This is a genomic window from Superficieibacter electus (genome assembly GCF_002915575.1).
Classification (GTDB): domain Bacteria; phylum Pseudomonadota; class Gammaproteobacteria; order Enterobacterales; family Enterobacteriaceae; genus Superficieibacter; species Superficieibacter electus.
Genome location: NZ_PQGD01000009.1, coordinates 193,926 through 215,551, shown reverse-complemented (window position 1 = coordinate 215,551; position 21,626 = coordinate 193,926). Strand labels below are relative to the sequence as shown.

Sequence of the window (21,626 nt, the reverse complement as noted above, 5' to 3'; positions counted from 1 at the left end):
GTTGCTTTTGTACGCTCCCGGAGATTCATTCGCTTGCCGCCCTACTGCAATTCGAATGATATTGTGTTTAACACTAATTTCGGTTGCGGGTGACTTTAATCACGTCCGGCATCACGCGAATTTTGCGCATGATATTCGCCAGCTGCACGCGGTCGCGCGCGGTCAGGCGGATAAACGCGCTGTACACGCGGCCATCTTTCTCTTCCGTGTTCAGGCTCTGGATGTTCGAGGACGCGGTGTTAATCGCCGCCGTCAGGTTCGCCAGCGCGCCCTGATGGTTGAACATATCCACCTTGATCTCGGTGATAAATTCCTGCTCGGTTTCTTTATCCCACTCCACCGCCATAAACTTCTCCGGCTCTTTCTGATAGCCGCGAATGTTACGACAGGACTCGTGGTGGATAACCAGACCTTTACCGGGGCTGACGTGCGCGATGATCGGATCGCCCGGGATGGGGCGGCAGCACTTAGCAAAGGTAATCAGCACGCCGTCTGCGCCTTTGATCGGCAGATGTCCGCTACCCGGCTGGGCGGTGATGGTCGCATCGCCCTGTTGCAGGTTTTTCGCCACCACGACGCTCATGGCATTGCCCAGACCAATTTCTGCCAGTAAATCGTCCAGTGAAGCGAGTTTCATGCGATCAAGTTCACGCTGAATACTCTCCTGCGGGATCTCGGCCAGCTTACGACTGCCGCCCAGTGCATGATTGAGCAGACGACGGCCCAGGCTTACCGAGTCATCACGTTTGAGATTTTTCAGCAACTGGCGAATTTTAGCGCGTGCTTTCGAGCTCACGACAAAGTTCAGCCATGCCGCGTTAGGACGCGCACCCGGCGCAGTAATAATCTCAATGGTCTGCCCGCTGGTCAGCGGCTGCGACAGCGGATACGGCTGCCTGTCGACGCGTGCGCCAACACAGGCATGGCCGATATCGGTATGTACCGCATAGGCGAAGTCGACTGGCGTCGCGCCGGCAGGCAGTTCAACAATGCGGCCTTCGGGGGTGAAAACGTAAATCTCATCAGGGAAGAGATCGGATTTAACGCTCTCGATAAATTCAAATGAGCTACCGGCGCTCTGCTGCAGCTCAAGCAGGCTCTGCATCCAGCGCTGGGCGCGGATTTGCGCCGTGGTGCTGGTCTCGCCGTGCTCTTTATACGCCCAGTGTGCGGCGACACCCATCTCCGCCATCTGATCCATGTCTTCAGTACGTACCTGTACTTCCACCGGTACGCCATGCGGGCCGATCATTGAGGTGTGCAGAGACTGATAGCCGTTCGCTTTCGGAATGGCGATATAGTCTTTCATGCGGCCTGGACGCGGCTTGTACAGACTGTGCATCTGGCCCAGCACGCGGTAGCAGGTGTCGGCATCCTGAACAATTACGCGGAACGCGTAAATGTCCATGATCGAGTGAAAACGCTGCTCTTTAAGCACCATTTTGCAATAAATCGAGTACAGATGTTTCTCGCGACCGCTAACGCGACAGGGAATACCTGCTTCCTGCAAACGCCCTTCGATTTCAGAGAGGATTTTCTGGATCATCTCTTTACGATTGCCGCGTGCCGCTTTCACCACCTCTTTAATCACGCGATAGCGGTTTGGGTGCAGCGCTTCAAAGCCCAGCTCTTCCAGCTCGGTCTTGATGTGATGAATACCTAACCGGTGTGCCAGAGGGCTATAGATTTCGAGGGTTTCACGGGCGATACGGCGACGTTTGTCCGGGCGCAATGAGCCCAGCGTACGCATATTATGCGTGCGGTCAGCGAGTTTGATGAGAATGACGCGGATGTCCTGCACCATCGCCATGATCATCTTGCGAAAGTTTTCGGCCTGCGCCTCTTTCTTATCGCGAAATTTAAGCTTATCAAGCTTAGAGACCCCTTCCACCAGCTCGGCAACGCTTTTGCCAAACAGCTGTTCCATGTCCTGGTAGGTGGCGGGGGTATCTTCAATCACGTCATGCAGGAGAGCAGCCATCAGCGTTTCATAGTCGAGTTTCATCTCGGCCAGAATGCAGGCCACCGCTACCGGGTGCGTGATATAAGGTTCACCGCTTGAACGTGTCTGACCCTCGTGAGCGTCACGTGCAACGAGATACGCCTGCCGCAGACGCTTAATTTGGTCTTCCGGCAGGTAGTTTTGAATCAGCTGATTCAGGCTTTCAAACAGATACAAGGGCGACCCGCTTTGTGATTAACGACGGCCTTCAGCAATAGCGGTAACGGCTTGTAATTCAGCGGCTTCCTGCTCTTGCTGTTCCTGGCGCTCGCGCACGTCGAGGATCTGGTTGTTAATCAGGCCTTCTTCGATTTCGCGCAGCGCGATGACGGTAGTTTTATCGTTTTCTTCCGCTACCAGTGGGTCCTTTCCGCCTACCTGCATCTGACGAGCGCGACGCGCGGCGACCAGTACCAGGTCAAAACGGTTACCAATTTTCTCTACAGCGTCCTGAACAGTTACGCGTGCCATACTTAAAATGCTCCACAGGTGATGATGGACTGGGCATGATACTGAAAGTGAGTTCAGTCTGCCAACAGTTTGGTGATTAAAGCGTCATGTCGCTGTTTCTGGCGGCTCATACGCAGACGTTCAGCGCGAATGATGGTTTTCAGATCGCCGATGGCGGTGTCGAAATCATCATTCACAATAAGATAATCATATTCGGCGTAATGGCTCATTTCTGCAACGGCCTGGGCCATGCGTTTTGCAATAACCTCTTCGCTATCCTGGCCACGACCACGCAGGCGGCGATCCAGTTCAAGTTTAGACGGCGGCAGGACAAAAATACTGCGCGCCTGTGGCATTCTCTCGCGGATTTGCTGCGCGCCCTGCCAGTCGATATCCAGAAAGACATCTACGCCGGTTGCCAGCACTTGCTCAATGGCGTCGCGGGAGGTGCCGTAGTAATTGCCAAACACTTCTGCATGCTCAAGAAAGGCATTATTGCTAATCATGGTTCTGAATTCATCATGATTGACAAAGAAGTAATGCTCTCCGTGGACTTCGCCCGGACGCGGTGCGCGCGTGGTGTGCGAAACGGAAACCTGAGTATCGTACAACGGTTGGGTTTTTAGCAAAGCCTGAATCAGGCTGGATTTACCCGCGCCGCTGGGGGCAGAAACAATATAAAGCGTGCCTTGAGCCATGAGAATCTTATGTATGTGTTAAACAGAAGTGAGCTTACATACGAGCCTATTATACACGTCGGCGCTGCGTGACGTAGTCTTCGTCACACTTTTTGCGCCAGATTCTTGCATTTTGCGTACTGCCTTCCCGTTTTCACTGCCTGTTGCAGCAACTTCTCATTTTCTCCGGAAGCTTTGCCGTAGATTTAGCATTGCGTGGTGGCAACCTTTTTTGGCTAAGAATAAAACACGGGTACAGCGCAAAAGGAGGAGAGAAAGTGAAAAGGATGCTACTGCTGTTAATCATGATGGTCACGGGAGCTGAGGCGACGTGCCCTGCCTGGGCTCCCGCACGAGCGGAACGGGAAATTGCCCGGCTTACAGCACAACTCGCGCGCTGGAACGAGAATTACTGGCGGCAGGGCGCAAGTGAAGTGAGCGATGGTGTTTACGATCAACTTTCAGCACGCCTGACGCAGTGGCAACGCTGTTTTGGCTATGGGGAACAAGATGAAAGTTCGCCACCCGGCGTGACGTCCGGCGTAATGCACCCGGTCGCCCATACGGGAGTCCAGAAACTGGCGGATGCACGCGCGGTGAGCCAGTGGATGGCGGGCAAGCGCGATCTCTGGGTACAGCCTAAAGTCGATGGCGTGGCGGTAACGCTGGTTTATCATCACGGACGCTTGCAGCAGGCCATCAGTCGCGGCGATGGCCTGAAAGGGGAAGACTGGACAGAGAAAGCACGGCGTATACCTGCCATCCCGCAAACAGTGACGGGAGCGCTGGCGGAAAGCGTGTTGCAGGGGGAAATCTTCCTGCAACGGGATAACCACATTCAAAAACAGATGGGCGGTATGAATGCGCGCGCTAAAGTCGCCGGGGCGTTGATGCAGCACGGGGAAAGCCAGGCGCTGTCACAGTTGGGCGTGTTTATCTGGGCGTGGCCTGATGGACCGCAAAACATGGACCACCGCCTGACGCTGTTACGCCAGGCAGGGTTTCCTCTGACTCAACGTTATTCACAGAAAGTGACGCGCCCGAAAGAGGTAGCTGAATGGCGTGAACACTGGTTTACCACGCCTCTGCCGTTTGTTACCGATGGCGTGGTGATTCGCTCTGCCATCGAGCCGGAGGGTAAATACTGGCTACCCACGCAGGGCAGTTGGGTGGCAGCCTGGAAATACACACCTGCTTCGCAGGTTGCCGAGGTTAAAGCCATTAATTTTACGGTGGGCCGCACCGGAAAAATTGCGGTCGTGGCGCAGCTCCTGCCAGTAAAGCTGGATGATAAACAGGTGCAGAGGGTGAATATTGGCTCCCTTGCGCGCTGGCAAATGCTGGATATTGCGCCTGGCGATCAACTCTTGATCAGTCTTGCCGGACAGGGAATACCTCGCATTGATAGCGTGGTCTGGCGGTCTTTGCAGCGCACAAAACCGACGCCGCCTGTGCAGAAATATAATGCGCTGACGTGTTTTTACGCTGCCCCCGGCTGTGAGGAGCAGTTTTTAGCGCGGCTTGAATGGCTGGGGTCGAAAGCGGTTTTTGATATTAATGGCCTGGGTCGCGCAGGCTGGCAGACGCTGCATCAGGCGCACACTTTTACGCATATCTTCTCCTGGATGGTGCTGACGCCAGAGCAGTTGGGCAATACGCCGGGGATGACGCCCACGCGCGCCGCACAGCTTTGGCATCAGTTCAATCTGGTTCGTCAGCAGCCTTTTAAACGGTGGGTGACGGCATTGGGTTTACCGCTCAGCAGAGCGGCATTAGGCGGGCTGGCAGATAGTCGTTGGGAAGACATAGTGGCGCGGGATGAGCTCGGTTGGCAGCGTCTTCCGGGCATGGGAAGCACGCGGGCGCAGCGCATGGTGGACGCAATACACCATCCGGCTATTTCCCGGCTGGCGCAGTGGCTCGCCAGCCAGAAAATAGCCGGGTTCTGAAGTCAGTGCGGGCTGTGTTTGTAGTAAAACACCGGTAAACCCAGCTTCAGGCGCAGCGCCAGCAGGCGGGCGGTAAAGCCAAACAGCAGGGTGGTGATAACCACGATATCGTGATTACTCACGTAATGTTGCAGCGCAACATAAAGCACGGCGGCGGAAAACGATATGCCAGCGTAAAGCTCTTTCTGGAAGACCAGCGGAATGCGTTTACAGAACATGTCGCGCAGTACGCCGCCAAATACGCCGGTCACGACAGCAGCGATGGTGGCGATAATTGGTCCTTCTCCCATATCCAGCGCTATCTGGGCACCAATGATGGAGAAAACGATCAGTCCCAATGCATCCAGAACCAGAAAAAGTTTACGTAAATAGGGCATTACCGGGGCCATAATGGTCGTCAGCACCGCAGCCGTCGCGACAATAATCACGTACTCCGGGTTTTTCACCCAGCCCAGAGGATAGTGGCCTAACAGAATATCGCGCACCGACCCACCGCCAAGTGCGGTCGCTGTGGCAATAATGATCACGCCAAACGTATCCATGCGACGACGCCCGGCAGCCAGCGCGCCCGTCATGGCTTCAGCGGTGATACCAATGAGATAAAGAATATGTAGTAACACAGACGCCCCCTGAAATTGATGGCGAAAGGGTAACGATTTGTGCGCTGCGTCACGATTGAGATTTTCTAAGGTGAGGTGATAAGACTTAGAAAAAGTAATGGCAGGAGAACTAGCGGGCCTTATTTTATGGGAGTAGGAGATTTCTTATCGGTTTTTTTGGCTTAGAAAATTTAAAGTGGCCCGCCTTGGCGGGCCATCAGAATCAAACGTTACTCGATATTCTGGATCTGCTCGCGCATCTGCTCAATCAGCACCTTCAGCTCAATCGCCGAATTCGTCACCTCAGCGTTAATTGACTTCGAGGCCAGCGTGTTCGATTCGCGGTTAAACTCTTGCATCATGAAGTCCAGACGACGGCCTACAGCCTCTTTTTTCTTCAGGATGTTCCAGGTTTCTTTGACGTGCGCTTCCAGGCGATCCAGCTCTTCCGCCACGTCGATGCGCTGTGCCATCAGCACCAGCTCTTGCTCAAGGCGGTTATTTTCCAGCTGAACCTGAGCGTCTTCCAGTTTGGCGACCAGGCGCTCGCGCTGCCACTGTAAAATCTCCGGCATATGGGCGCGGACTTTGGCGACTTCGGCACTAACGCCGTCCAGACGTTGTTCAATAAGGCTTTTCAGAGCCTGACCTTCGGTTTCGCGGGCAACAATAAAGTCGTCCAGCGTACCGTCGAGCGCGGCGAGGATTTCGCTGGCGATAGCATCCAGATCCTGCTCCTGAGCGGCCATCACACCTGGCCAGCGCAGGATATCAACCGGGTTGATTTCCCCTTCGTCACTCTGCATTTTGACCCAGTTTGCGGAAGCAACCAGTTGCTTTGCCAGTTTTTCGTTAAGGATTAGCTCTCCTTGCGCGCTGGCGTCCGGCTCAAAACGCAGGCTGCACTCGACTTTACCGCGCGTCAAACGGGTACGAATACGTTCGCGCACGACTGGTTCAAGGCTTCGGAACTGTTCCGGCAGGCGAAAGTACGTTTCCAGATAACGCTGGTTTACCGAGCGCATCTCCCAGGTGGCGCTGCCCCATTCGCCCTTGATTTCACGGCGGGCATAAGCGGTCATACTGCGGATCATAAACGTTCCTGTTTTTAAAGGAGAGATGAGGGGATTATAGCTTTCACTGCCCTGGCAGGATAGGAATAACCGCCGGAAGTCCGTATAATGCGCAGCCACATTCGTTTCAAGCCGGAGAAATCATATGCGTCCAGCAGGTCGTAGCGTCAATCAGGTGCGTCCCGTCACCCTGACCCGTAATTACACAAAACACGCAGAAGGCTCCGTGCTGGTCGAATTCGGTGATACCAAAGTGCTGTGCACCGCCTCTATTGACGAAGGCGTGCCGCGTTTTCTGAAAGGTCAGGGGCAGGGCTGGATCACCGCTGAGTACGGCATGCTGCCGCGCTCCACGCATACCCGGAACGCCCGTGAAGCGGCGAAGGGCAAGCAGGGCGGCCGTACCATGGAAATCCAGCGCCTTATTGCTCGTGCGCTGCGTGCAGCGGTCGATTTAAAAGCGCTCGGTGAGTTCACCATCACCCTCGACTGCGATGTTATTCAGGCCGACGGCGGTACGCGTACTGCGTCGATCACCGGTGCCTGCGTGGCGCTGGCCGATGCGCTGAATAAACTGGTGGCTGCCGGTAAGCTGAAAACCAACCCGCTGAAAGGCATGGTGGCGGCGGTCTCTGTAGGTATTGTCGGCGGTGAAGCGGTCTGCGATCTGGAATACGTTGAGGATTCCGCTGCGGAAACCGACATGAACGTAGTGATGACCGAAGATGGTCGTATTATTGAAGTGCAGGGGACGGCAGAAGGCGAGCCGTTCACTCACGAAGAGCTTCTCACCTTGCTGGCGCTGGCCCGAGGGGGGATAGAATCTATTGTCGCCACGCAGAAGGCGGCGGTAGAAAATTGATGTTAAGGCGACTGAGAGGTCGCCTTTTTTTCGCCTGAAAAATGAAACCTGGAGGAGTAGCGACATGAAACCGTATCAGCGCCAGTTTATTGAATTTGCGCTTAGCAAGCAGGTATTAAAGTTTGGCGAGTTTACGCTGAAATCCGGACGCAAGAGTCCCTATTTCTTCAACGCCGGGCTATTTAATACCGGGCGCGACCTGGCACTGCTTGGCCGTTTCTATGCCGAAGCGCTGGTGGATTCCGGCATTGACTTCGATTTGCTGTTTGGCCCTGCCTACAAGGGCATTCCGATTGCGACCACTACCGCCGTGGCGCTGGCGGAGCACCACGACCGCGACCTGCCGTACTGCTTTAACCGTAAAGAGGCGAAAGACCACGGTGAAGGCGGCAATCTGGTGGGCAGCCCGCTTCAGGGGCGCGTCATGCTGGTCGACGATGTGATCACCGCAGGAACCGCGATTCGTGAATCGATGGAGATTATTCAGGCGAACGGCGCGCAGCTTGCTGGCGTGCTGATCTCGCTCGACAGGCAGGAGCGCGGACGCGGCGAGATCTCCGCGATTCAGGAAGTGGAGCGCGACTATGGTTGCAAGGTCATTTCCATCATTACCCTGAAAGAGCTGATTGCGTATCTGGAAGAGAAGCCGGAGATGGCGGAACATCTGGCGTCGGTGCGTGCTTATCAGGAAGCGTACGGGGTATAAATTATTCCCCGGCAGGATGGCTGCCGGGGCATTTTCAGATCAGTTTCGCGCCCTGTGTATTCACAAACAGGGAGTAAATCGACGTGCTGGAAGCCATAAACAGGCGGTTGCGCTGCTCGCCGCCGAAACACAGGTTAGCGCAGCGTTCTGGTAGTTGAACGGTGCCGATATGCTTACCTTGTACGTTGAAAACCCGGACGCCATCCAGTTCTTCAGTGCCGGTGCCCCAGCCGCACCACAGATTACCGTCCACGTCGCAGGCAATGCCATCCGCCGTGCCGCCACCGCAGTCAATATGGACACGCTTGTTTTGCAGGGCACTATTTACCACGTCATAAGCCAGAATCAGCCGGTTTGGCGTGGCGCGGCTTTCCACAACGTAAAGGATTTTTTCATCAGGGGAAAAGCACAGGCCATTCGGGCCTTTCACATCTCCCAGCACCACTTCCAGTTTGCGGCTTGCCGGGTCAAGCCTGTAGACGTTTTGCGGTAGCTGCGGCTCGGCTTTATGGCCTTCGTAAAAACCAGTTATGCCGAAAGGCGGATCGGTAAACCAGATGGAGCCATCAGATTTTACAACGATATCGTTAGGAGAATTGAGCGGTTTACCCTCGAAGCTGTCGGCAAGGACGGTAATCGTGCCGTCATATTCAGTGCGGGTTACCCGCCGGGTATCGTGCTCACAGCTGATCAGGCGGCCTTGTCTGTCGCGGGCATGGCCGTTGGCATTGTTAGCGGGACGACGGAATACGCTGGTCTCACCAGAGATTTCATCCCAGCGCATAATGGCGTTATTGGGAATATCGCTCCAGAGTAGCATTTGCATATCACCAAACCACACCGGGCCTTCTGCCCAGCGAAAGCCAGTCGCGATTTGCTCCACCTTCGCGCTGGCGACCATATATTTGCGGAAGGTATCGTCAACGGCCGCTAAGCGCGGATCGGGATAACGTCCGGACGGTGCCCAGCCGGCAATGCTTTTCTGGCTTAACAGTAATGTGGCAGTCGCAAGACCGCTCAGTTTTAATAATTCCCGCCGTGATGTCGCCATTGAACCTCTCCGTCGCCGCTAAAAGATACAGTTCAGTGGATACTATGAGCGTGGTAGGACAGAAAGCATCTGGCAATTCAACGAATTAACCTGGTACTTTTTACAAACATGTCAAGAATGCAGCCTGTGACAGGCTGCATGAAAAGCGTTACCGAAGCTGGGCGGCAATCAGCGGCCAGCGGGCGTCAAAATCGTCGGTCGGGCGATATTTAAACTCGCTGCGCACAAAGCGTGACAGCATGCCTTCGCAGAAGGCCAGAATCTGGCTGGCAAGCAAGGTTTCATCCGTTTCGTAACCTTCGCCTTCCCGCATGCGTTTTTCCCGCAGCACCTGGCGCAGCTGCGCCTCAATACGCTCAAAAAGCTGGCTGATCCGCCCCTGGAGTCTGTCCTGCTCAAACATCAGCGCATGGCCGGTCAGGATGCGCGTCAGCCCCGGATTACGCTCACCAAATCCCAGAATTAACTGAACGATAAGGCGCAGACGGGCAGTCGTGTCCTTTTCGTCTTTGAGGATCAGATTGATGCGGGTAATCAGGCTATCTTCGATAAACTCAATCAGGCTATCGAACATGCGCGTCTTGCTGGGAAAATGGCGATACAGCGCCGCTTCAGAAACGCCGACCGAAGCAGCCAGTTTCGCCGTCGTGATGCGTTGACTTCCATCGCTGGATTCAAGCATCAGCGCCAGAGATTGCAGTATTTCTTCGCGACGGTTCCTTTTCGCAGTTTGTTTTTCTGCCATGTTGCAAAATACCCCTGAAAATAAACAATAGTCAGGCGAGCATCCACACAGCGACCGCAAACTTAGCGTTTGCGGTGATGTTATAGCCTTTTTGCGCGGTGGGATGCGTTACGTGTTATTTCCGCCCGGAGTGGCCGAAGCCGCCTTCGCCACGATCGGTGGCGTCAAACGATTCCACCAGATTAAATTCAGCCTGAACGACCGGGACAAACACCATCTGGGCAATGCGCTCGCCTGGCTCAATGGTGAAATGATCCTGACCACGGTTCCAGATGGAGACCATCAGCTGTCCCTGATAGTCGGAGTCAATCAGGCCCACCAGGTTGCCCAGTACGATGCCATGCTTATGACCCAGACCGGAGCGCGGCAGCATCACCGCCGCCAGGGATGGATCGGCAATATGAATTGCCAGACCGGTCGGCAGCAGCGCCGTTGCGCCCGGTGCCAGCTCAAGCGCGTCGTCAAGGCAGGCTCGCAGGTCAAGGCCGGCTGAGCCGGAGGTGGCATAGGTAGGCAGTGGGAACTGCTCACCCACACGCGGGTCCAGAATCTTAACGTCGATTTTTTTCATCATAACGGGTCACGATCTCGTCGAGTAATAATTGGCCAAGGAGTGCTTTCCGCTCAAGCGGTAAGACTTTGTCTCCCTCCTGCCAGAAAAGGTGCAAGGCATTGCTGTCGCTGTTAAACCCTTGAGTGGAAAGCGAAACATCGTTTGCACAGATTAAATCAAGGTTTTTGCGGGTTCGCTTTTGCCGGGCGTATTCTTCCATATTATTCGTTTCGGCGGCAAACCCTACCACATAAGGTCGACGATCGGTCAGTGCGGCGACCCCGGCGACGATATCCGGGTTTTTGATCATTTTTATTGTTAATTCATCGCCTTGCTTTTTAATTTTTTCATCGGCGATAGTGGCAGCGCGGTAATCCGCCACGGCAGCGCAACCAATAAAAATATGCTGTTGCTGGGCATGCGCCTGCACCGCCGCGTCCATCTCAAGGGCGGTGGTGACATCAATTCGCTGGACAAGGGGCGGTGTCGGCAGTGACACCGGGCCGGCGACCAATGTCACCTTTGCGCCGCGTCTGGCGGCGGCGGCGGCAATGGCGAATCCCATTTTGCCTGAGCTGTGATTGGTGATATAGCGCACCGGGTCCAGCGGCTCCCGCGTCGGGCCTGCGGTAATCATAATATTCAGATGTTGCAAATCGTTGACCGGCGAAAAATGCGCCGCGGCCATATCAACAATCGTGAGCGGATCGAGCATGCGCCCCGGGCCCACATCGCCACAGGCCTGGCTGCCGCTATCCGGCCCCCAGACCAGTAGCCCACGGTCGGCCAGCACCGCTAAATTATGCTGCGTGGCGGCGGCGCGGTACATCTGCTGGTTCATGGCAGGCACCACCGCAACGGGAGCTGGCGTGGCCAGACAGATGGTGGAGACCAGATCGTTTGCCATGCCTGCCGCAACGCGCGCCAGTAAATCGGCGGTGGCGGGAGCCAGAATGACTAAATCGGCCCATTTGCCCAGTTCAATATGCCCCATTGCCGCTTCGGCTGCCGGGTCGAGCAGGCTGTCGGAAACAGGATAACCTGACACGGCCTGCAAACTTAACGGGGTAATAAACGCTTTGGCAGCGTCGGTCATCGCCACGCGCACGTCCGCCCCGCGCTCACGCAGGCGACGCACCAGCTCTGGCGTTTTATAGGCAGCAATACCGCCGCTTACGCCAAGAACGATTTTTTTACCGGCCAGGCTCATCATGATTCTTTCCTGTTGGATTGCACCAGAAGCTGGGCATTTTATCACAAACCTTTTGTATCGTGCGGTCCGGGATCATTCACTTTGCGAGGCGCTACGCAAGAGTCAAAAACGCAGGTCGAAGCGAGAAAGTCGCTATGGCAGCATAGCCACGGTTGCACAGGGAGAAGCCGTATGAAGCTGTCCAGAGAAGAAAAGGAAAAGATGCCGCGTGAAAAGCTACGGCGTCTGGGTGTTGAAACGCTCAGTGAAGTTGAACTACTGGCGCTGTTTTTACGCACGGGCGCACGAGGCAAGCATGTCATGACGCTGGCGACGGAGTTATTGCGACACTTCGATACACTTTCTCAACTGATGTCTGCAGACTGGTCGGAATTTGAGCATATAGAAGGCATCGGCGTCGCCAAGTATTGTCAGTTAAGGGCCATCGCAGAGCTGTCCCGCCGCTGCTATAACGAGCGACTGCGGGAAAAGCAAGGCCTCTACAGTCCAGATTTGACCCGGGAATTTTTAAAAAGCCAGTTTACCGGGGAGGATCGTGAAGTCTTTATGGCGATTTATCTTGATAGCCAGAACCGGATACTCAAACATCGCCGTCTGTTTTCCGGTACCCTGAGCCATGTTGAAGTGCATCCGCGCGAAATTGTACGAGAAGCCATCAATGTTAACGCCGCTGCGGTGATCCTTGCGCATAATCATCCTTCGGGTAACGCCGAACCGAGTAAAGCTGATAAGATGATCACCGAACGTGTGGTAAGCTGCTGTCAGTTAATGGATATTCGCGTACTTGATCACCTTGTGATTGGACGTGGCGAGTACGTTTCCTTTGCGGAAAGGGGCTTAATTTAGCCCGGATCGGGCGATCCATCGGGATCTTTGTCTGTTCGGGACTTGAGCACACCGTCGAGTCAGCGTATACTACGCCACCTTTGAGAATCTCGGGTTTGGCATTTGGGCCTGGTAATCGCGAGTTCACTTAGAACCGCCGTGACCAGGCTTTACAGCCTGACGAGGCGTCAATACCCCATACGAAGCTCGAGCTAATTTGATTTTTGGAGAATAGACATGTCCCGAGTCTGCCAAGTTACTGGCAAGCGTCCGGTGACCGGTAACAACCGTTCCCACGCACTGAACGCGACTAAACGCCGTTTCCTGCCGAACCTGCACTCTCACCGTTTTTGGGTTGAGAGCGAAAAGCGTTTTGTCACCCTGCGTGTATCTGCTAAAGGTATGCGTGTAATCGATAAAAAAGGCATCGATACAGTTCTGTCTGAACTGCGTGCCCGTGGCGAAAAGTACTAAGTACTTAGAGGAAATAAATCATGGCTAAAGGTATTCGTGAGAAAATCAAGCTGGTTTCTTCTGCTGGTACTGGTCACTTCTACACCACCACGAAGAACAAGCGTACTAAACCGGAAAAACTGGAACTGAAAAAATTCGATCCCGTTGTCCGTCAGCACGTTCTGTACAAAGAAGCTAAAATCAAATAATTTTAGTGGATTGTATGAAAACCCCGCTTCGGCGGGGTTTTCTGTTTTCTGACTCTGGAGAACATAAAAATGCCTGAATTACCTGAAGTTGAGACCAGCCGTCGTGGTATTGAGCCACATCTGGTCGGTGAGACTATCCTTCACGTCATTGTCCGTAATGGGCGTCTGCGCTGGCCGGTGTCAGAAGAAATCCATACGCTGAGCGATAAACCAGTGCTCAGCGTACAGCGGCGCGCAAAATACCTGCTTCTTGAGCTACCGGACGGCTGGATAATTATTCATCTGGGGATGTCAGGCAGTTTACGCATTCTGCCGGAGGAGCGCCCGGCGGAAAAGCATGACCATGTCGATATGGTCATGAGCAACGGCAAGGTGCTGCGCTATACCGATCCCCGACGTTTTGGGGCCTGGTTGTGGACCAAAGAGCTGGAAGGGCATAACGTACTGGTCCATCTGGGGCCGGAGCCGCTCAGCGATGCATTTAATGCCGATTACCTGCAGCAGAAGTGTGCGAAGAAGAAAACGGCCATCAAACCCTGGCTAATGGACAATAAGCTGGTCGTCGGCGTGGGAAACATTTATGCCAGTGAATCCTTATTTGCTGCAGGAATTCATCCGGATCGGCTGGCGTCTTCCCTGTCACGTGAAGAATATGAACTGCTGGTACGGGTCATCAAAGCGGTGTTGCTGCGCTCAATAGAGCAGGGCGGAACCACGCTGAAGGATTTTTTACAGAGTGACGGCAAACCGGGTTATTTTGCCCAGCAGCTACAGGTTTACGGGCGTAAAGGCGAGCCATGTCATGTTTGTGGGTCGCCGATTATGGCCGCAAAGCATGCGCAGCGGGCGACATTTTATTGTCGCCAGTGCCAGAAATAGATTAACTGAGCTTGTCCATCAGCGCCTGGTGAACACTGGCGGGGAGAAAATGCGTCACGTCGCCCGCGTGGCGCGCGACTTCTTTGACCAGCGTTGAGGAAATAAATGACCACTCTTTTGACGGCATCAGGAAGACGCTTTCCAGCTCCGGCATCAGGTGACGATTCATATGCGCCAGCTGCATCTCATACTCAAAATCCGCTACCGCGCGCAGACCCCGGATCAGGATATTTGCCTGCTGCTCGCGGGCAAAATTCGCCATTAAATCACTAAACCCAATCACCTCAACGCCCGGCAAATGTGATGTAGCCTCTTGCGCCAGCGCCACGCGCTCTTCAAGAGTAAACATCGGTTTTTTGCTGGGACTGGCGGCAATGGCGAGCACCACCTGATCAAACATCATGGTGGCACGGGTGACGATATCAATATGACCATTAGTGATGGGATCGAACGTTCCCGGATAAATCGCCCGTCTTTGCATAACAGCCCTCAATGCGTTTTGGGTGGCAGATACGGTTGTAGCAGATGCAGAAGCCGTTGTAACGCGCCCTGGTTTTGATGCAGGACTTCTACGGCATGATGCCCATAGTAATTACGATAGTCTTCGTCCGTGAGCAGCGAGGCAATTTCTTTGGTCAGCGAAGGCGCATCCTGAACCGTAATCAGACCGTCCGCCTGCTCAAGACGAGAGCAAATATCTTTAAAATTAAACGTGTGTGGACCCATCAACACTGGAATGGCATGGGCGGCAGGCTCCAGAGGGTTATGACCACCGCGTTCGACCAGCGAGCCGCCGACAAACGCCAGATCGGCAATGCCGTAGAGCAGCATCAGTTCGCCCATCGTATCGCCGACCACCACTTGCGTACTGCCGGAAGGGACTTCGCCCGAAGAACGTGTGATATAGCTCAGACCCGCCTGACGCACAAGGTTTACCGCATCCGGGAAACGCTCGGGATGACGGGGCACCAGAATCAGCAGGAGATCGGGAAACTGTTGCAGCAACGCCTGATGCGCCGCCAGCACCACGCTCTCTTCCCCGTCATGTGTGCTGGTCGCGATCCAGACCGGCCGGCGTGGGGCCCACTGACGACGCAGGGTAATGGCTTTTGCTGCCAGTTGCGGCGTTACGGAAATATCGAACTTCAGGCTGCCGGTTACCGTTAATTGGTTACGTTTAGCGCCAAGCTGAATGAAACGTTCGCCATCTTCATCATTCTGCGCCGCAATCAGAGTGATGCGGCGCAGCAGCGTTTTAATGAATTTACCCAGTTTGCCATAGCCTGCTGCCGAGCGTGCAGAAAGCCGGGCATTAGCGATGACCAGCGGCGTTTTACGTTTATACAATGCCGTAATCAGGTTAGGCCACAGTTCGGTTTCCATAATCAACACCAGCTTGGGGTCGACTTTATTGAGGAAGCGGTTAATTGCGTCTGGTAAATCGTAGGGCAAATAAATGTGCTGAACATCTTTACCAAACGCGGACTGAACGCGCTCGGAACCGGTCGGCGTCATGGTCGTTACGGTAATCGGAAGCTCCGGGTAGCGGTGGCGTAATGCCCGCACCAGAGGGATTGCCGCCAGCGTTTCGCCTACGGAAACCGAGTGCAGCATGATGCCGCCAGGTTTCAGCGGTGTACGATAGAAGCCGTAACGTTCGCCCCACCGTTTACGGTATGCCGGCGCTTTACGACCACGCACCCAAAGCCGTACCCAAATGAGCGGCTGAATAAGGTAAAGCAGTGCGGTGTAAAGCAATTGCAGCATAGGATGTTGTTGGCTAATGAATGTGCTGGGGATTCTAAGTTTTTAGCCGGGCCTTTGCCATTACTTTTGCGGAATTTGGGTTAGGTGGGGGGAAAGCACAACAAAAAAGCCGGGCGCTTGCAGTATTTTTTAATTTTTACCGGAATAGTTTAACACTCTGACGGGATTATTCGTCAGTCAGGAAGACGGTAATGTAGAATGGGATAATTATGTATCACGTTGTTTTTATTTATGTTATTTTCGATTTAGGTCAAAAAACATTCATATCGGCTTGCAGGGCAAGTAATGATACACTGTTGCGCTAAATAGTTCGGGAGAGCGATAAGCCTGAACGGTAACGTGTGTACCCGCGGGAACAGGGGTTGCCGGTTGCATGACTTACCGTGGCTTGATCTTTATCTGACTGAATTTTATGTGCTTTTACCATGAGTGTGGGCAGGGAGTCACCATGATCGTCGCGTTTTGCTTGTTTAAATATTTCCCTTTTGGCGGCTTGCAGCGTGACTTTCTGCGCATCGCTAAAACCGTTTCGCAACGCGGTGCGCAAGTTCGGGTGTACGTCCTTTCCTGGCAGGGAGAGCGTCCGGATGCGTTTGAGATTGTGACGGTACCGGCAACGTCTTCGACCAATCATGGTAAAAATAAGCAATATTATCAGTGGGTCCGCCAGCATTTGCAGCAGCATCCGGTTGATAAGATTATTGGCTTCAACAAAATGCCGGGCCTTGATATCTACTATGCCGCTGATGTTTGCTATGCCGAGAAAGTCGCTAAAGAGAAAGGTTTCTTTTACAGGCTGACCCCCCGCTACCGCCACTTTGCCGCTTTTGAAGAGGCGGTTTTTCGCCAGGGCGCTAAAACAGAACTGCTGATGCTTACCGACCGACAAATCAATGATTTTAAAAAGCATTACGGCACCGAAGACTCACGTTTCCATATCCTGCCGCCGGGGATTTATCCCGATCGCAAATACAGCGCCCATGCCTCAGACTGCCGCGACGCCTTTCGCCGCGACAATAACATCGGTGCTGACGAATTTTTGGTGGTGCAGGTCGGATCGGATTTCTCCCGCAAGGGCGTCGATCGCAGTATCAGGGCCTTTGCCGCGCTGCCCGGAGCGATTAAAGCAAAAGCAAGGCTGATGGTGGTAGGGCAGGATAAACCGGGCAAATTCGAAGCGCTGGCCACTCAACTGGGCGTTAAAAATCAGGTGCAGTTTTATGCTGGCAGAAATGATATATCAAACCTGATGCTGGCTGCGGATGTCCTCATTCATCCTGCGTATCAGGAAGCCGCCGGTATTGTGCTGCTGGAAGCGATTGCCGCAGGTTTACCAGTATTGACGACCACCGTTTGTGGCTATGCGCATTACATTGATAAGGCCAGTTGCGGTAAGGTTATCGCTGAGCCGTTCAGTCAGGAGCAACTTAATGCGGCTTTAGCACTGGCGGCGACAGACGAGACGCAGAGATGCCAGTGGGCAGAAAATGCCCGCCATTATGCCGATACTCAGGATATCTATAGTCTGCCAGAAAAAGTGGCCGATATGGTTATGGCGTAGGCCGTTTAAAAAATAAAATGCTCATATAATAAGCATCATAAGTTTGCGTAAAATATCTGGAAAATCATGAGTAAATTTAAAAAAATTCTGATTATCAAATTGAAGTTTCAGGGAGATGTCCTGCTAACAACGCCGGTAATCAGCGCGTTAAAGGCGAAATACCCTGATGCCGAAATCGATATGATGGTTTATAACTCTACGGTGCAAATCATCTCTGAAAACCCGCATCTGCACAAAATCTACGGTATCTCAGATAAGAAAAACTCAGCGCTGAATAAAATTACAAATATTTTTCATACTATTAGCGCGCTGCGTAAAAATCACTACGATCTGATTGTGAATCTCTCAAGTCAGAAATTGCTGGGTTTTGTCATCCGCTGCATTCCTGCCCGGCTAAAAATTGGTTTTACGTTTGGCCGGCAAAAATCATCGTTCTGGATGAACGCGTTTGATAAAACTTTGCCTGATGCGGGCGATCATATTGTGCCGCAAAACGTGTCCATTCTGACGCTGCTTGATATCGATCCTGTTAATACGCAAACGTCAATGCGCTATGACATCCGGCACTGGCAGCGACTGAAAGCAAAAATGGATGAACTGGGCGTGACGAAAGAGTATGTCGCGATTCAGCCTACGGCCAGACAGATATTTAAGTGCTGGGATAACGACAAATTTGCCGCCGTAATCGATCATCTGATGGGCAGGGGCTACGATGTGATCCTGACGGCGGGACCTGGCAAAGAAGATGCTGATATTATTGATGATATCGTGCGCCAGTGTACTTATAAACCCGTGACGGAATTCGCCGGAAAAACCTCTTTTCCTGAACTGGCAGCACTGATTGATCACGCCGCGCTATTTATCGGTGTCGATTCTGCGCCTGGCCATATTGCGGCGGCGGTTGATACGCCAGTGGTCTGCCTTTTTGGCGCGACTAAGCACCGCTTCTGGCACCCCTGGACAGATAAGCTTGAGCTTATCTGGGCTGGCGACTACAAACCCATGCCACTACGCAAAGATCTGGATCGAAGCTATCGCTATTTGACCTGTATTCCCGCTGAGGATGTCATTAGCGCAGCAGATCGGATGCTGGCGCAGTATCCTGTGGCAAAGACCCTTTTTAACAATAATGCGGAATGATGGTGGGGAAAATGGTTGAATTAAAAGAACCATTCAAAACGTTGTGGCAGGGCAAAGATCCTTTCCACGAAATAGAAACGCTCACCGGCCATGTTTATCGGGCGCTTGAGACCCGAAAAACGCTGCGTTTTGAAATCGATAATGTCGGTTATTTCATCAAAATACACTACGGCACCACGACCAAAGAGGTTGTCAAAAACTTGCTGTCGTTTCGCCTGCCGGTACTGGGTGCCGACCGGGAATGGAAAGCCATTCATCGTCTGGCCGAAGTGGGTGTGGACACCATGCATGGCGTGGCTTTTGGCATGAAGGGTGCCAATCCGGTGACCATCACCTCGTTTATTATTACCGAAGAACTAACCCACACCATTAGCCTGGAAGACTACTGCGCACAATGGAAAAGCCAGCCGCCGGACCATAAAGCGAAAAGAAAACTCATCGCGCACCTCGCTACCATGGTTAAAAAGATGCACGCAGCGGGCGTTAATCATCGCGACTGCTATTTATGCCATTTTCTTCTGCATTTGCCTTACGAACCGGCCTGTGACACGCCGAAGCTCTCGGTTATCGACCTGCACCGCGCCCAAATCCGCCCTGTCGTTCCCCTGCGCTGGAGAAATAAAGATCTTATCGGGCTGTATTTCTCATCGCTGGAGATTGGCTTAACCACGGCAGATGTTTTGTATTTTATGAAAATCTATTTTGCGAAGCCGCTGCGTGACATTCTGCGCGACGAACATAGCCTGATTGCCAGTGCACAGGTCAGGGCGCAAAAAATCAAAGAAAGAACGCTGCGGAAAGGGTTATAAAGGTATGGAATCCACGATTCACGTCGTTTTTTGCTCTGACGGCAATTATATCGAATATTTAGCGACATCTCTGGCGTCGGTCTATCATAACAATCTGGAGAATGACATCCATTTTCATGTTTTCTCTTATGATGTCAGCGAAGACCAGCTTGCTAAAATCAGGGCGCAGGCGGGTAATATCTCAGTCTATAAAATTGACGATGCCGATCTTGAAAAATACGACGGACAATCATCATTAGCGCATATCAATAAATCGACCTATATCCGGCTGCTGGTCCCACGCCTGCTTCCCGAACATATAAACCGGTTTGTGTATCTGGATGTGGATACGTTGTGTTTTTCCTCTCTGGCGGCGCTACAGGCTATCAATATTGATCATGTGGTTTGTGCGGTGGTCACCGATAATTCGGCAGAAATTAACCGCAAAAACAGTCTGCGGATTGGTATGAATGACTCCCGCTATTTCAATGCCGGTTTTCTGTACATAAACCGCAGTGCCTGGCTGGCGCATGAGGTAGAGCGTAAAACTCAGGATATCCTGCGCGAGCGTAAAGGGCAGCTGAAGTATCTTGATCAGGATGCGTTAAATATTGTTCTTGAAAATCATGTGGTTTTTATCGATAAAAAATGGAATCTGCTGTATACGTTGCTGAATGAAGAGCAACAGCAGAACTTTATTTATCACCCTGAATCTGTACCTGTAATTATGCATTTTACCGGCGGGCGTAAGCCCTGGTATCGGGAGCATCAGGGCACCGGCCAGCACCTTTATCTTTTCTACCGCAACTTTACCGTCTGGCGCGACGTTCCTTTACGTAGTTTTAGCGGACGGATGCGGGCAACGGATTACCGGGTTTATGCACGTACTGCATTAAAAAAAGGACACTTTTTAGAGGCGCTGCGTTATTACTCGGGCTACCTTAAAAAGAAAGTAACGAAATAAGAAAAGCCACTGGTGACAGCATCAGTGGCTTTTTTATGCCTGTTACTTTTTCATTTTTAACCAGGTATAGGTCAGATACGTTTTAAAACCTTCAAAGCGACGGCCAAGATATTTCTGGTGCACCGATTTCTTTTTATACTGTTTTAACGTTCTGGCATCGTACAAGGGGTGGTCACGCCACGGCGAAATCGTATAGATACGGGAAAAGTATTTTACGGCAGGATAATCTTTGGCCCAGCTAAACCAGGGCTTAGTGACGCCCACATAATGAATAAACACCGTATCATCATTGATGATTTCTTTATAACGATCGGCGCGTTTAATTTTTGGTTCGTCGTCAAAGTTATAAAACGCGTTATATCCACGGGAAAGGAATTTTACTTTGCCCCTGACCAGCAGGTTGAGTGCATCCTGATCGGGAAAGGTTAGCTTCGCTGCGAGCGTATCATCTGAAAAGGTAGCGATGAGTTTTTCCAGGATATTGTTTTGCTGCCATGCTTTCAGATTGATATATAGCATACCGCTATTAAAGTAACTGTCAGGTTCGAATCCAAAAATCTGCACCGCCCTTTTCTGCATCATCTCGACGTCTATGACTGCCGCAACGATATTATCTTCTATATCCAGATTTAATAGCGGTTCGACACTGCCCTTACAAATAATGTCAGCATCAAGATATACCAGGCTTTCGGTTCGGGACTGGAGATATTCGCAGGTAAGGAAGCGGTAATATGCGGCATAAGAATACCGCACGGTATAAGGAAAATCAGCAAGGCTATCATTATTGATAATATATAATATGATGGTGGTTTGATAATGAACGGCTAATTGCTCTAATTTTTTGCAGGTTTCTTCATCGGTGTAATCAGAGAAAATATGAAACACCAGAGGAACATTTTTATTATTTTCGAGTATCGAGGTTACTGAAATGCAGGCACCGAACAGGAAATTTTTATCGACCCCATAGGCAATGTTAAGCCGTTTGGCCGGTAATGATTCATCAGCAATGCCAGAAAAAGTTTGTTGGCTGAGGATGGGCTGCTTACCAAACATAACTATACCTGTAACGAAAATATCATGACCAATGATAACATGTTATCAAAGGGATGACTATATGCGGTAAAAGCAATGCTGGTTTTGTTCCTTCCATGGAACTCTTT

23 protein-coding genes are annotated in these 21,626 nt (G+C 52.3%); 11 read left to right on the top strand and 12 right to left on the bottom strand.

Features of this window, described 5'->3' with window-relative positions:
- Window positions 1–73: 73 nt before the first annotated feature.
- The 3 genes from spoT to gmk are packed head-to-tail and all read right to left on the bottom strand — an operon-like array spanning window position 74 to window position 3,150.
- A complete protein-coding gene (gene spoT, locus CHU32_RS13115; RefSeq protein ID WP_103675962.1) occupies window positions 74–2,179 on the bottom strand; it encodes a bifunctional GTP diphosphokinase/guanosine-3',5'-bis pyrophosphate 3'-pyrophosphohydrolase in 2,106 nt (701 codons plus the stop codon).
- Between the two features lie 18 nt (window positions 2,180–2,197).
- Complete coding sequence (rpoZ, locus tag CHU32_RS13110) at window positions 2,198–2,473, bottom strand: DNA-directed RNA polymerase subunit omega (protein WP_031523238.1); 276 nt, start codon at window positions 2,471–2,473, stop codon at window positions 2,198–2,200.
- A gap of 53 nt (window positions 2,474–2,526) precedes the next feature.
- Window positions 2,527–3,150 (bottom strand): guanylate kinase, encoded by a 624-nt coding sequence (gene gmk / locus CHU32_RS13105; RefSeq protein ID WP_103675961.1) that lies wholly within the window; start codon window positions 3,148–3,150, stop codon window positions 2,527–2,529.
- 266 nt (window positions 3,151–3,416) lie between these two features.
- On the opposite strand from gmk, the gene ligB reads away from it, so the two are divergent.
- Window positions 3,417–5,078 (top strand): NAD-dependent DNA ligase LigB, encoded by a 1,662-nt coding sequence (gene ligB / locus CHU32_RS13095; RefSeq protein ID WP_133159243.1) that lies wholly within the window; start codon window positions 3,417–3,419, stop codon window positions 5,076–5,078.
- 2 nt (window positions 5,079–5,080) lie between these two features.
- Here the strand turns inward: ligB and CHU32_RS13090 are convergent, their stop codons facing one another.
- Together CHU32_RS13090 and CHU32_RS13085 are read right to left on the bottom strand one after the other, a co-directional pair.
- A complete protein-coding gene (locus tag CHU32_RS13090) occupies window positions 5,081–5,698 on the bottom strand; it encodes a trimeric intracellular cation channel family protein (RefSeq protein WP_103675959.1) in 618 nt (205 codons plus the stop codon).
- Between the two features lie 209 nt (window positions 5,699–5,907).
- The gene (locus CHU32_RS13085; RefSeq protein ID WP_103675958.1) at window positions 5,908–6,771 is read right to left on the bottom strand and encodes a YicC/YloC family endoribonuclease; all 864 of its coding nucleotides are present in this window, start codon (window positions 6,769–6,771) and stop codon (window positions 5,908–5,910) included.
- A 124-nt stretch (window positions 6,772–6,895) separates the two neighbouring features.
- On the opposite strand from CHU32_RS13085, the gene rph reads away from it, so the two are divergent.
- Window positions 6,896–7,612 (top strand): ribonuclease PH, encoded by a 717-nt coding sequence (gene rph, locus CHU32_RS13080; protein ID WP_103750863.1) that lies wholly within the window; start codon window positions 6,896–6,898, stop codon window positions 7,610–7,612.
- Window positions 7,613–7,676: 64 nt separating this feature from the next.
- Window positions 7,677–8,318 carry an orotate phosphoribosyltransferase gene (gene pyrE, locus CHU32_RS13075; protein WP_103675956.1) on the top strand — a complete coding sequence of 214 codons (642 nt, stop codon included), beginning with the start codon at window positions 7,677–7,679 and terminating at the stop codon, window positions 8,316–8,318.
- Window positions 8,319–8,352: 34 nt separating this feature from the next.
- Here the strand turns inward: pyrE and CHU32_RS13070 are convergent, their stop codons facing one another.
- The 4 genes from CHU32_RS13070 to coaBC all read right to left on the bottom strand — a co-directional run bounded on the left by CHU32_RS13070 (window position 8,353) and on the right by coaBC (window position 11,877).
- On the bottom strand, window positions 8,353–9,369 hold the full coding sequence (locus CHU32_RS13070; RefSeq protein ID WP_103675955.1) for an SMP-30/gluconolactonase/LRE family protein: 1,017 nt from the start codon (window positions 9,367–9,369) through the stop codon (window positions 8,353–8,355).
- 148 nt (window positions 9,370–9,517) lie between these two features.
- Entirely contained in the window at window positions 9,518–10,114 is a 597-nt protein-coding gene (gene slmA / locus CHU32_RS13065) for a nucleoid occlusion factor SlmA (protein WP_103675954.1), read from the bottom strand.
- 115 nt (window positions 10,115–10,229) lie between these two features.
- Window positions 10,230–10,688: a dUTP diphosphatase gene (gene dut / locus CHU32_RS13060; RefSeq protein WP_176691651.1), complete on the bottom strand. Its 459-nt coding sequence runs from the start codon at window positions 10,686–10,688 to the stop codon at window positions 10,230–10,232.
- Window positions 10,666–11,877 carry a bifunctional phosphopantothenoylcysteine decarboxylase/phosphopantothenate--cysteine ligase CoaBC gene (gene coaBC, locus CHU32_RS13055; protein WP_103675982.1) on the bottom strand — a complete coding sequence of 404 codons (1,212 nt, stop codon included), beginning with the start codon at window positions 11,875–11,877 and terminating at the stop codon, window positions 10,666–10,668. Before coaBC ends, dut begins: the two co-directional genes overlap by 23 nt.
- A gap of 174 nt (window positions 11,878–12,051) precedes the next feature.
- On the opposite strand from coaBC, the gene radC reads away from it, so the two are divergent.
- The 4 genes from radC to mutM all read left to right on the top strand — a co-directional run bounded on the left by radC (window position 12,052) and on the right by mutM (window position 14,246).
- A complete protein-coding gene (gene radC / locus CHU32_RS13050; RefSeq protein WP_103675953.1) occupies window positions 12,052–12,726 on the top strand; it encodes a RadC family protein in 675 nt (224 codons plus the stop codon).
- Between the two features lie 216 nt (window positions 12,727–12,942).
- The gene (gene rpmB / locus CHU32_RS13045) at window positions 12,943–13,179 is read left to right on the top strand and encodes a 50S ribosomal protein L28 (protein ID WP_002436699.1); all 237 of its coding nucleotides are present in this window, start codon (window positions 12,943–12,945) and stop codon (window positions 13,177–13,179) included.
- A gap of 20 nt (window positions 13,180–13,199) precedes the next feature.
- The gene (rpmG, locus tag CHU32_RS13040) at window positions 13,200–13,367 is read left to right on the top strand and encodes a 50S ribosomal protein L33 (RefSeq protein ID WP_003024094.1); all 168 of its coding nucleotides are present in this window, start codon (window positions 13,200–13,202) and stop codon (window positions 13,365–13,367) included.
- Between the two features lie 69 nt (window positions 13,368–13,436).
- Window positions 13,437–14,246 carry a bifunctional DNA-formamidopyrimidine glycosylase/DNA-(apurinic or apyrimidinic site) lyase gene (gene mutM, locus CHU32_RS13035; RefSeq protein WP_103675952.1) on the top strand — a complete coding sequence of 270 codons (810 nt, stop codon included), beginning with the start codon at window positions 13,437–13,439 and terminating at the stop codon, window positions 14,244–14,246.
- Between the two features lies 1 nt (window position 14,247).
- Here the strand turns inward: mutM and coaD are convergent, their stop codons facing one another.
- Both coaD and waaA read right to left on the bottom strand, forming a co-directional pair.
- Window positions 14,248–14,727, bottom strand: coding sequence for a pantetheine-phosphate adenylyltransferase (coaD, locus tag CHU32_RS13030; RefSeq protein ID WP_103675951.1), 480 nt, complete (start codon window positions 14,725–14,727; stop codon window positions 14,248–14,250).
- Window positions 14,728–14,735: 8 nt separating this feature from the next.
- On the bottom strand, window positions 14,736–16,013 hold the full coding sequence (waaA, locus tag CHU32_RS13025; RefSeq protein ID WP_103675950.1) for a lipid IV(A) 3-deoxy-D-manno-octulosonic acid transferase: 1,278 nt from the start codon (window positions 16,011–16,013) through the stop codon (window positions 14,736–14,738).
- Window positions 16,014–16,461: 448 nt separating this feature from the next.
- On the opposite strand from waaA, the gene CHU32_RS13020 reads away from it, so the two are divergent.
- The 4 genes from CHU32_RS13020 to CHU32_RS13005 all read left to right on the top strand — a co-directional run bounded on the left by CHU32_RS13020 (window position 16,462) and on the right by CHU32_RS13005 (window position 20,466).
- Window positions 16,462–17,574, top strand: coding sequence for a glycosyltransferase family 4 protein (locus CHU32_RS13020; protein ID WP_103675949.1), 1,113 nt, complete (start codon window positions 16,462–16,464; stop codon window positions 17,572–17,574).
- Between the two features lie 66 nt (window positions 17,575–17,640).
- Complete coding sequence (gene rfaQ, locus CHU32_RS13015; protein ID WP_176691650.1) at window positions 17,641–18,714, top strand: lipopolysaccharide core heptosyltransferase RfaQ; 1,074 nt, start codon at window positions 17,641–17,643, stop codon at window positions 18,712–18,714.
- A gap of 11 nt (window positions 18,715–18,725) precedes the next feature.
- On the top strand, window positions 18,726–19,523 hold the full coding sequence (gene rfaP, locus CHU32_RS13010) for a lipopolysaccharide core heptose(I) kinase RfaP (RefSeq protein WP_103675980.1): 798 nt from the start codon (window positions 18,726–18,728) through the stop codon (window positions 19,521–19,523).
- A gap of 4 nt (window positions 19,524–19,527) precedes the next feature.
- Window positions 19,528–20,466: a glycosyltransferase family 8 protein gene (locus CHU32_RS13005; protein ID WP_103675947.1), complete on the top strand. Its 939-nt coding sequence runs from the start codon at window positions 19,528–19,530 to the stop codon at window positions 20,464–20,466.
- Between the two features lie 42 nt (window positions 20,467–20,508).
- Here CHU32_RS13005 and CHU32_RS13000 read toward each other — a convergent pair whose 3' ends face one another.
- A complete protein-coding gene (locus CHU32_RS13000; RefSeq protein WP_103675946.1) occupies window positions 20,509–21,519 on the bottom strand; it encodes a glycosyltransferase family 8 protein in 1,011 nt (336 codons plus the stop codon).
- Window positions 21,520–21,626 lie beyond the last annotated feature (107 nt).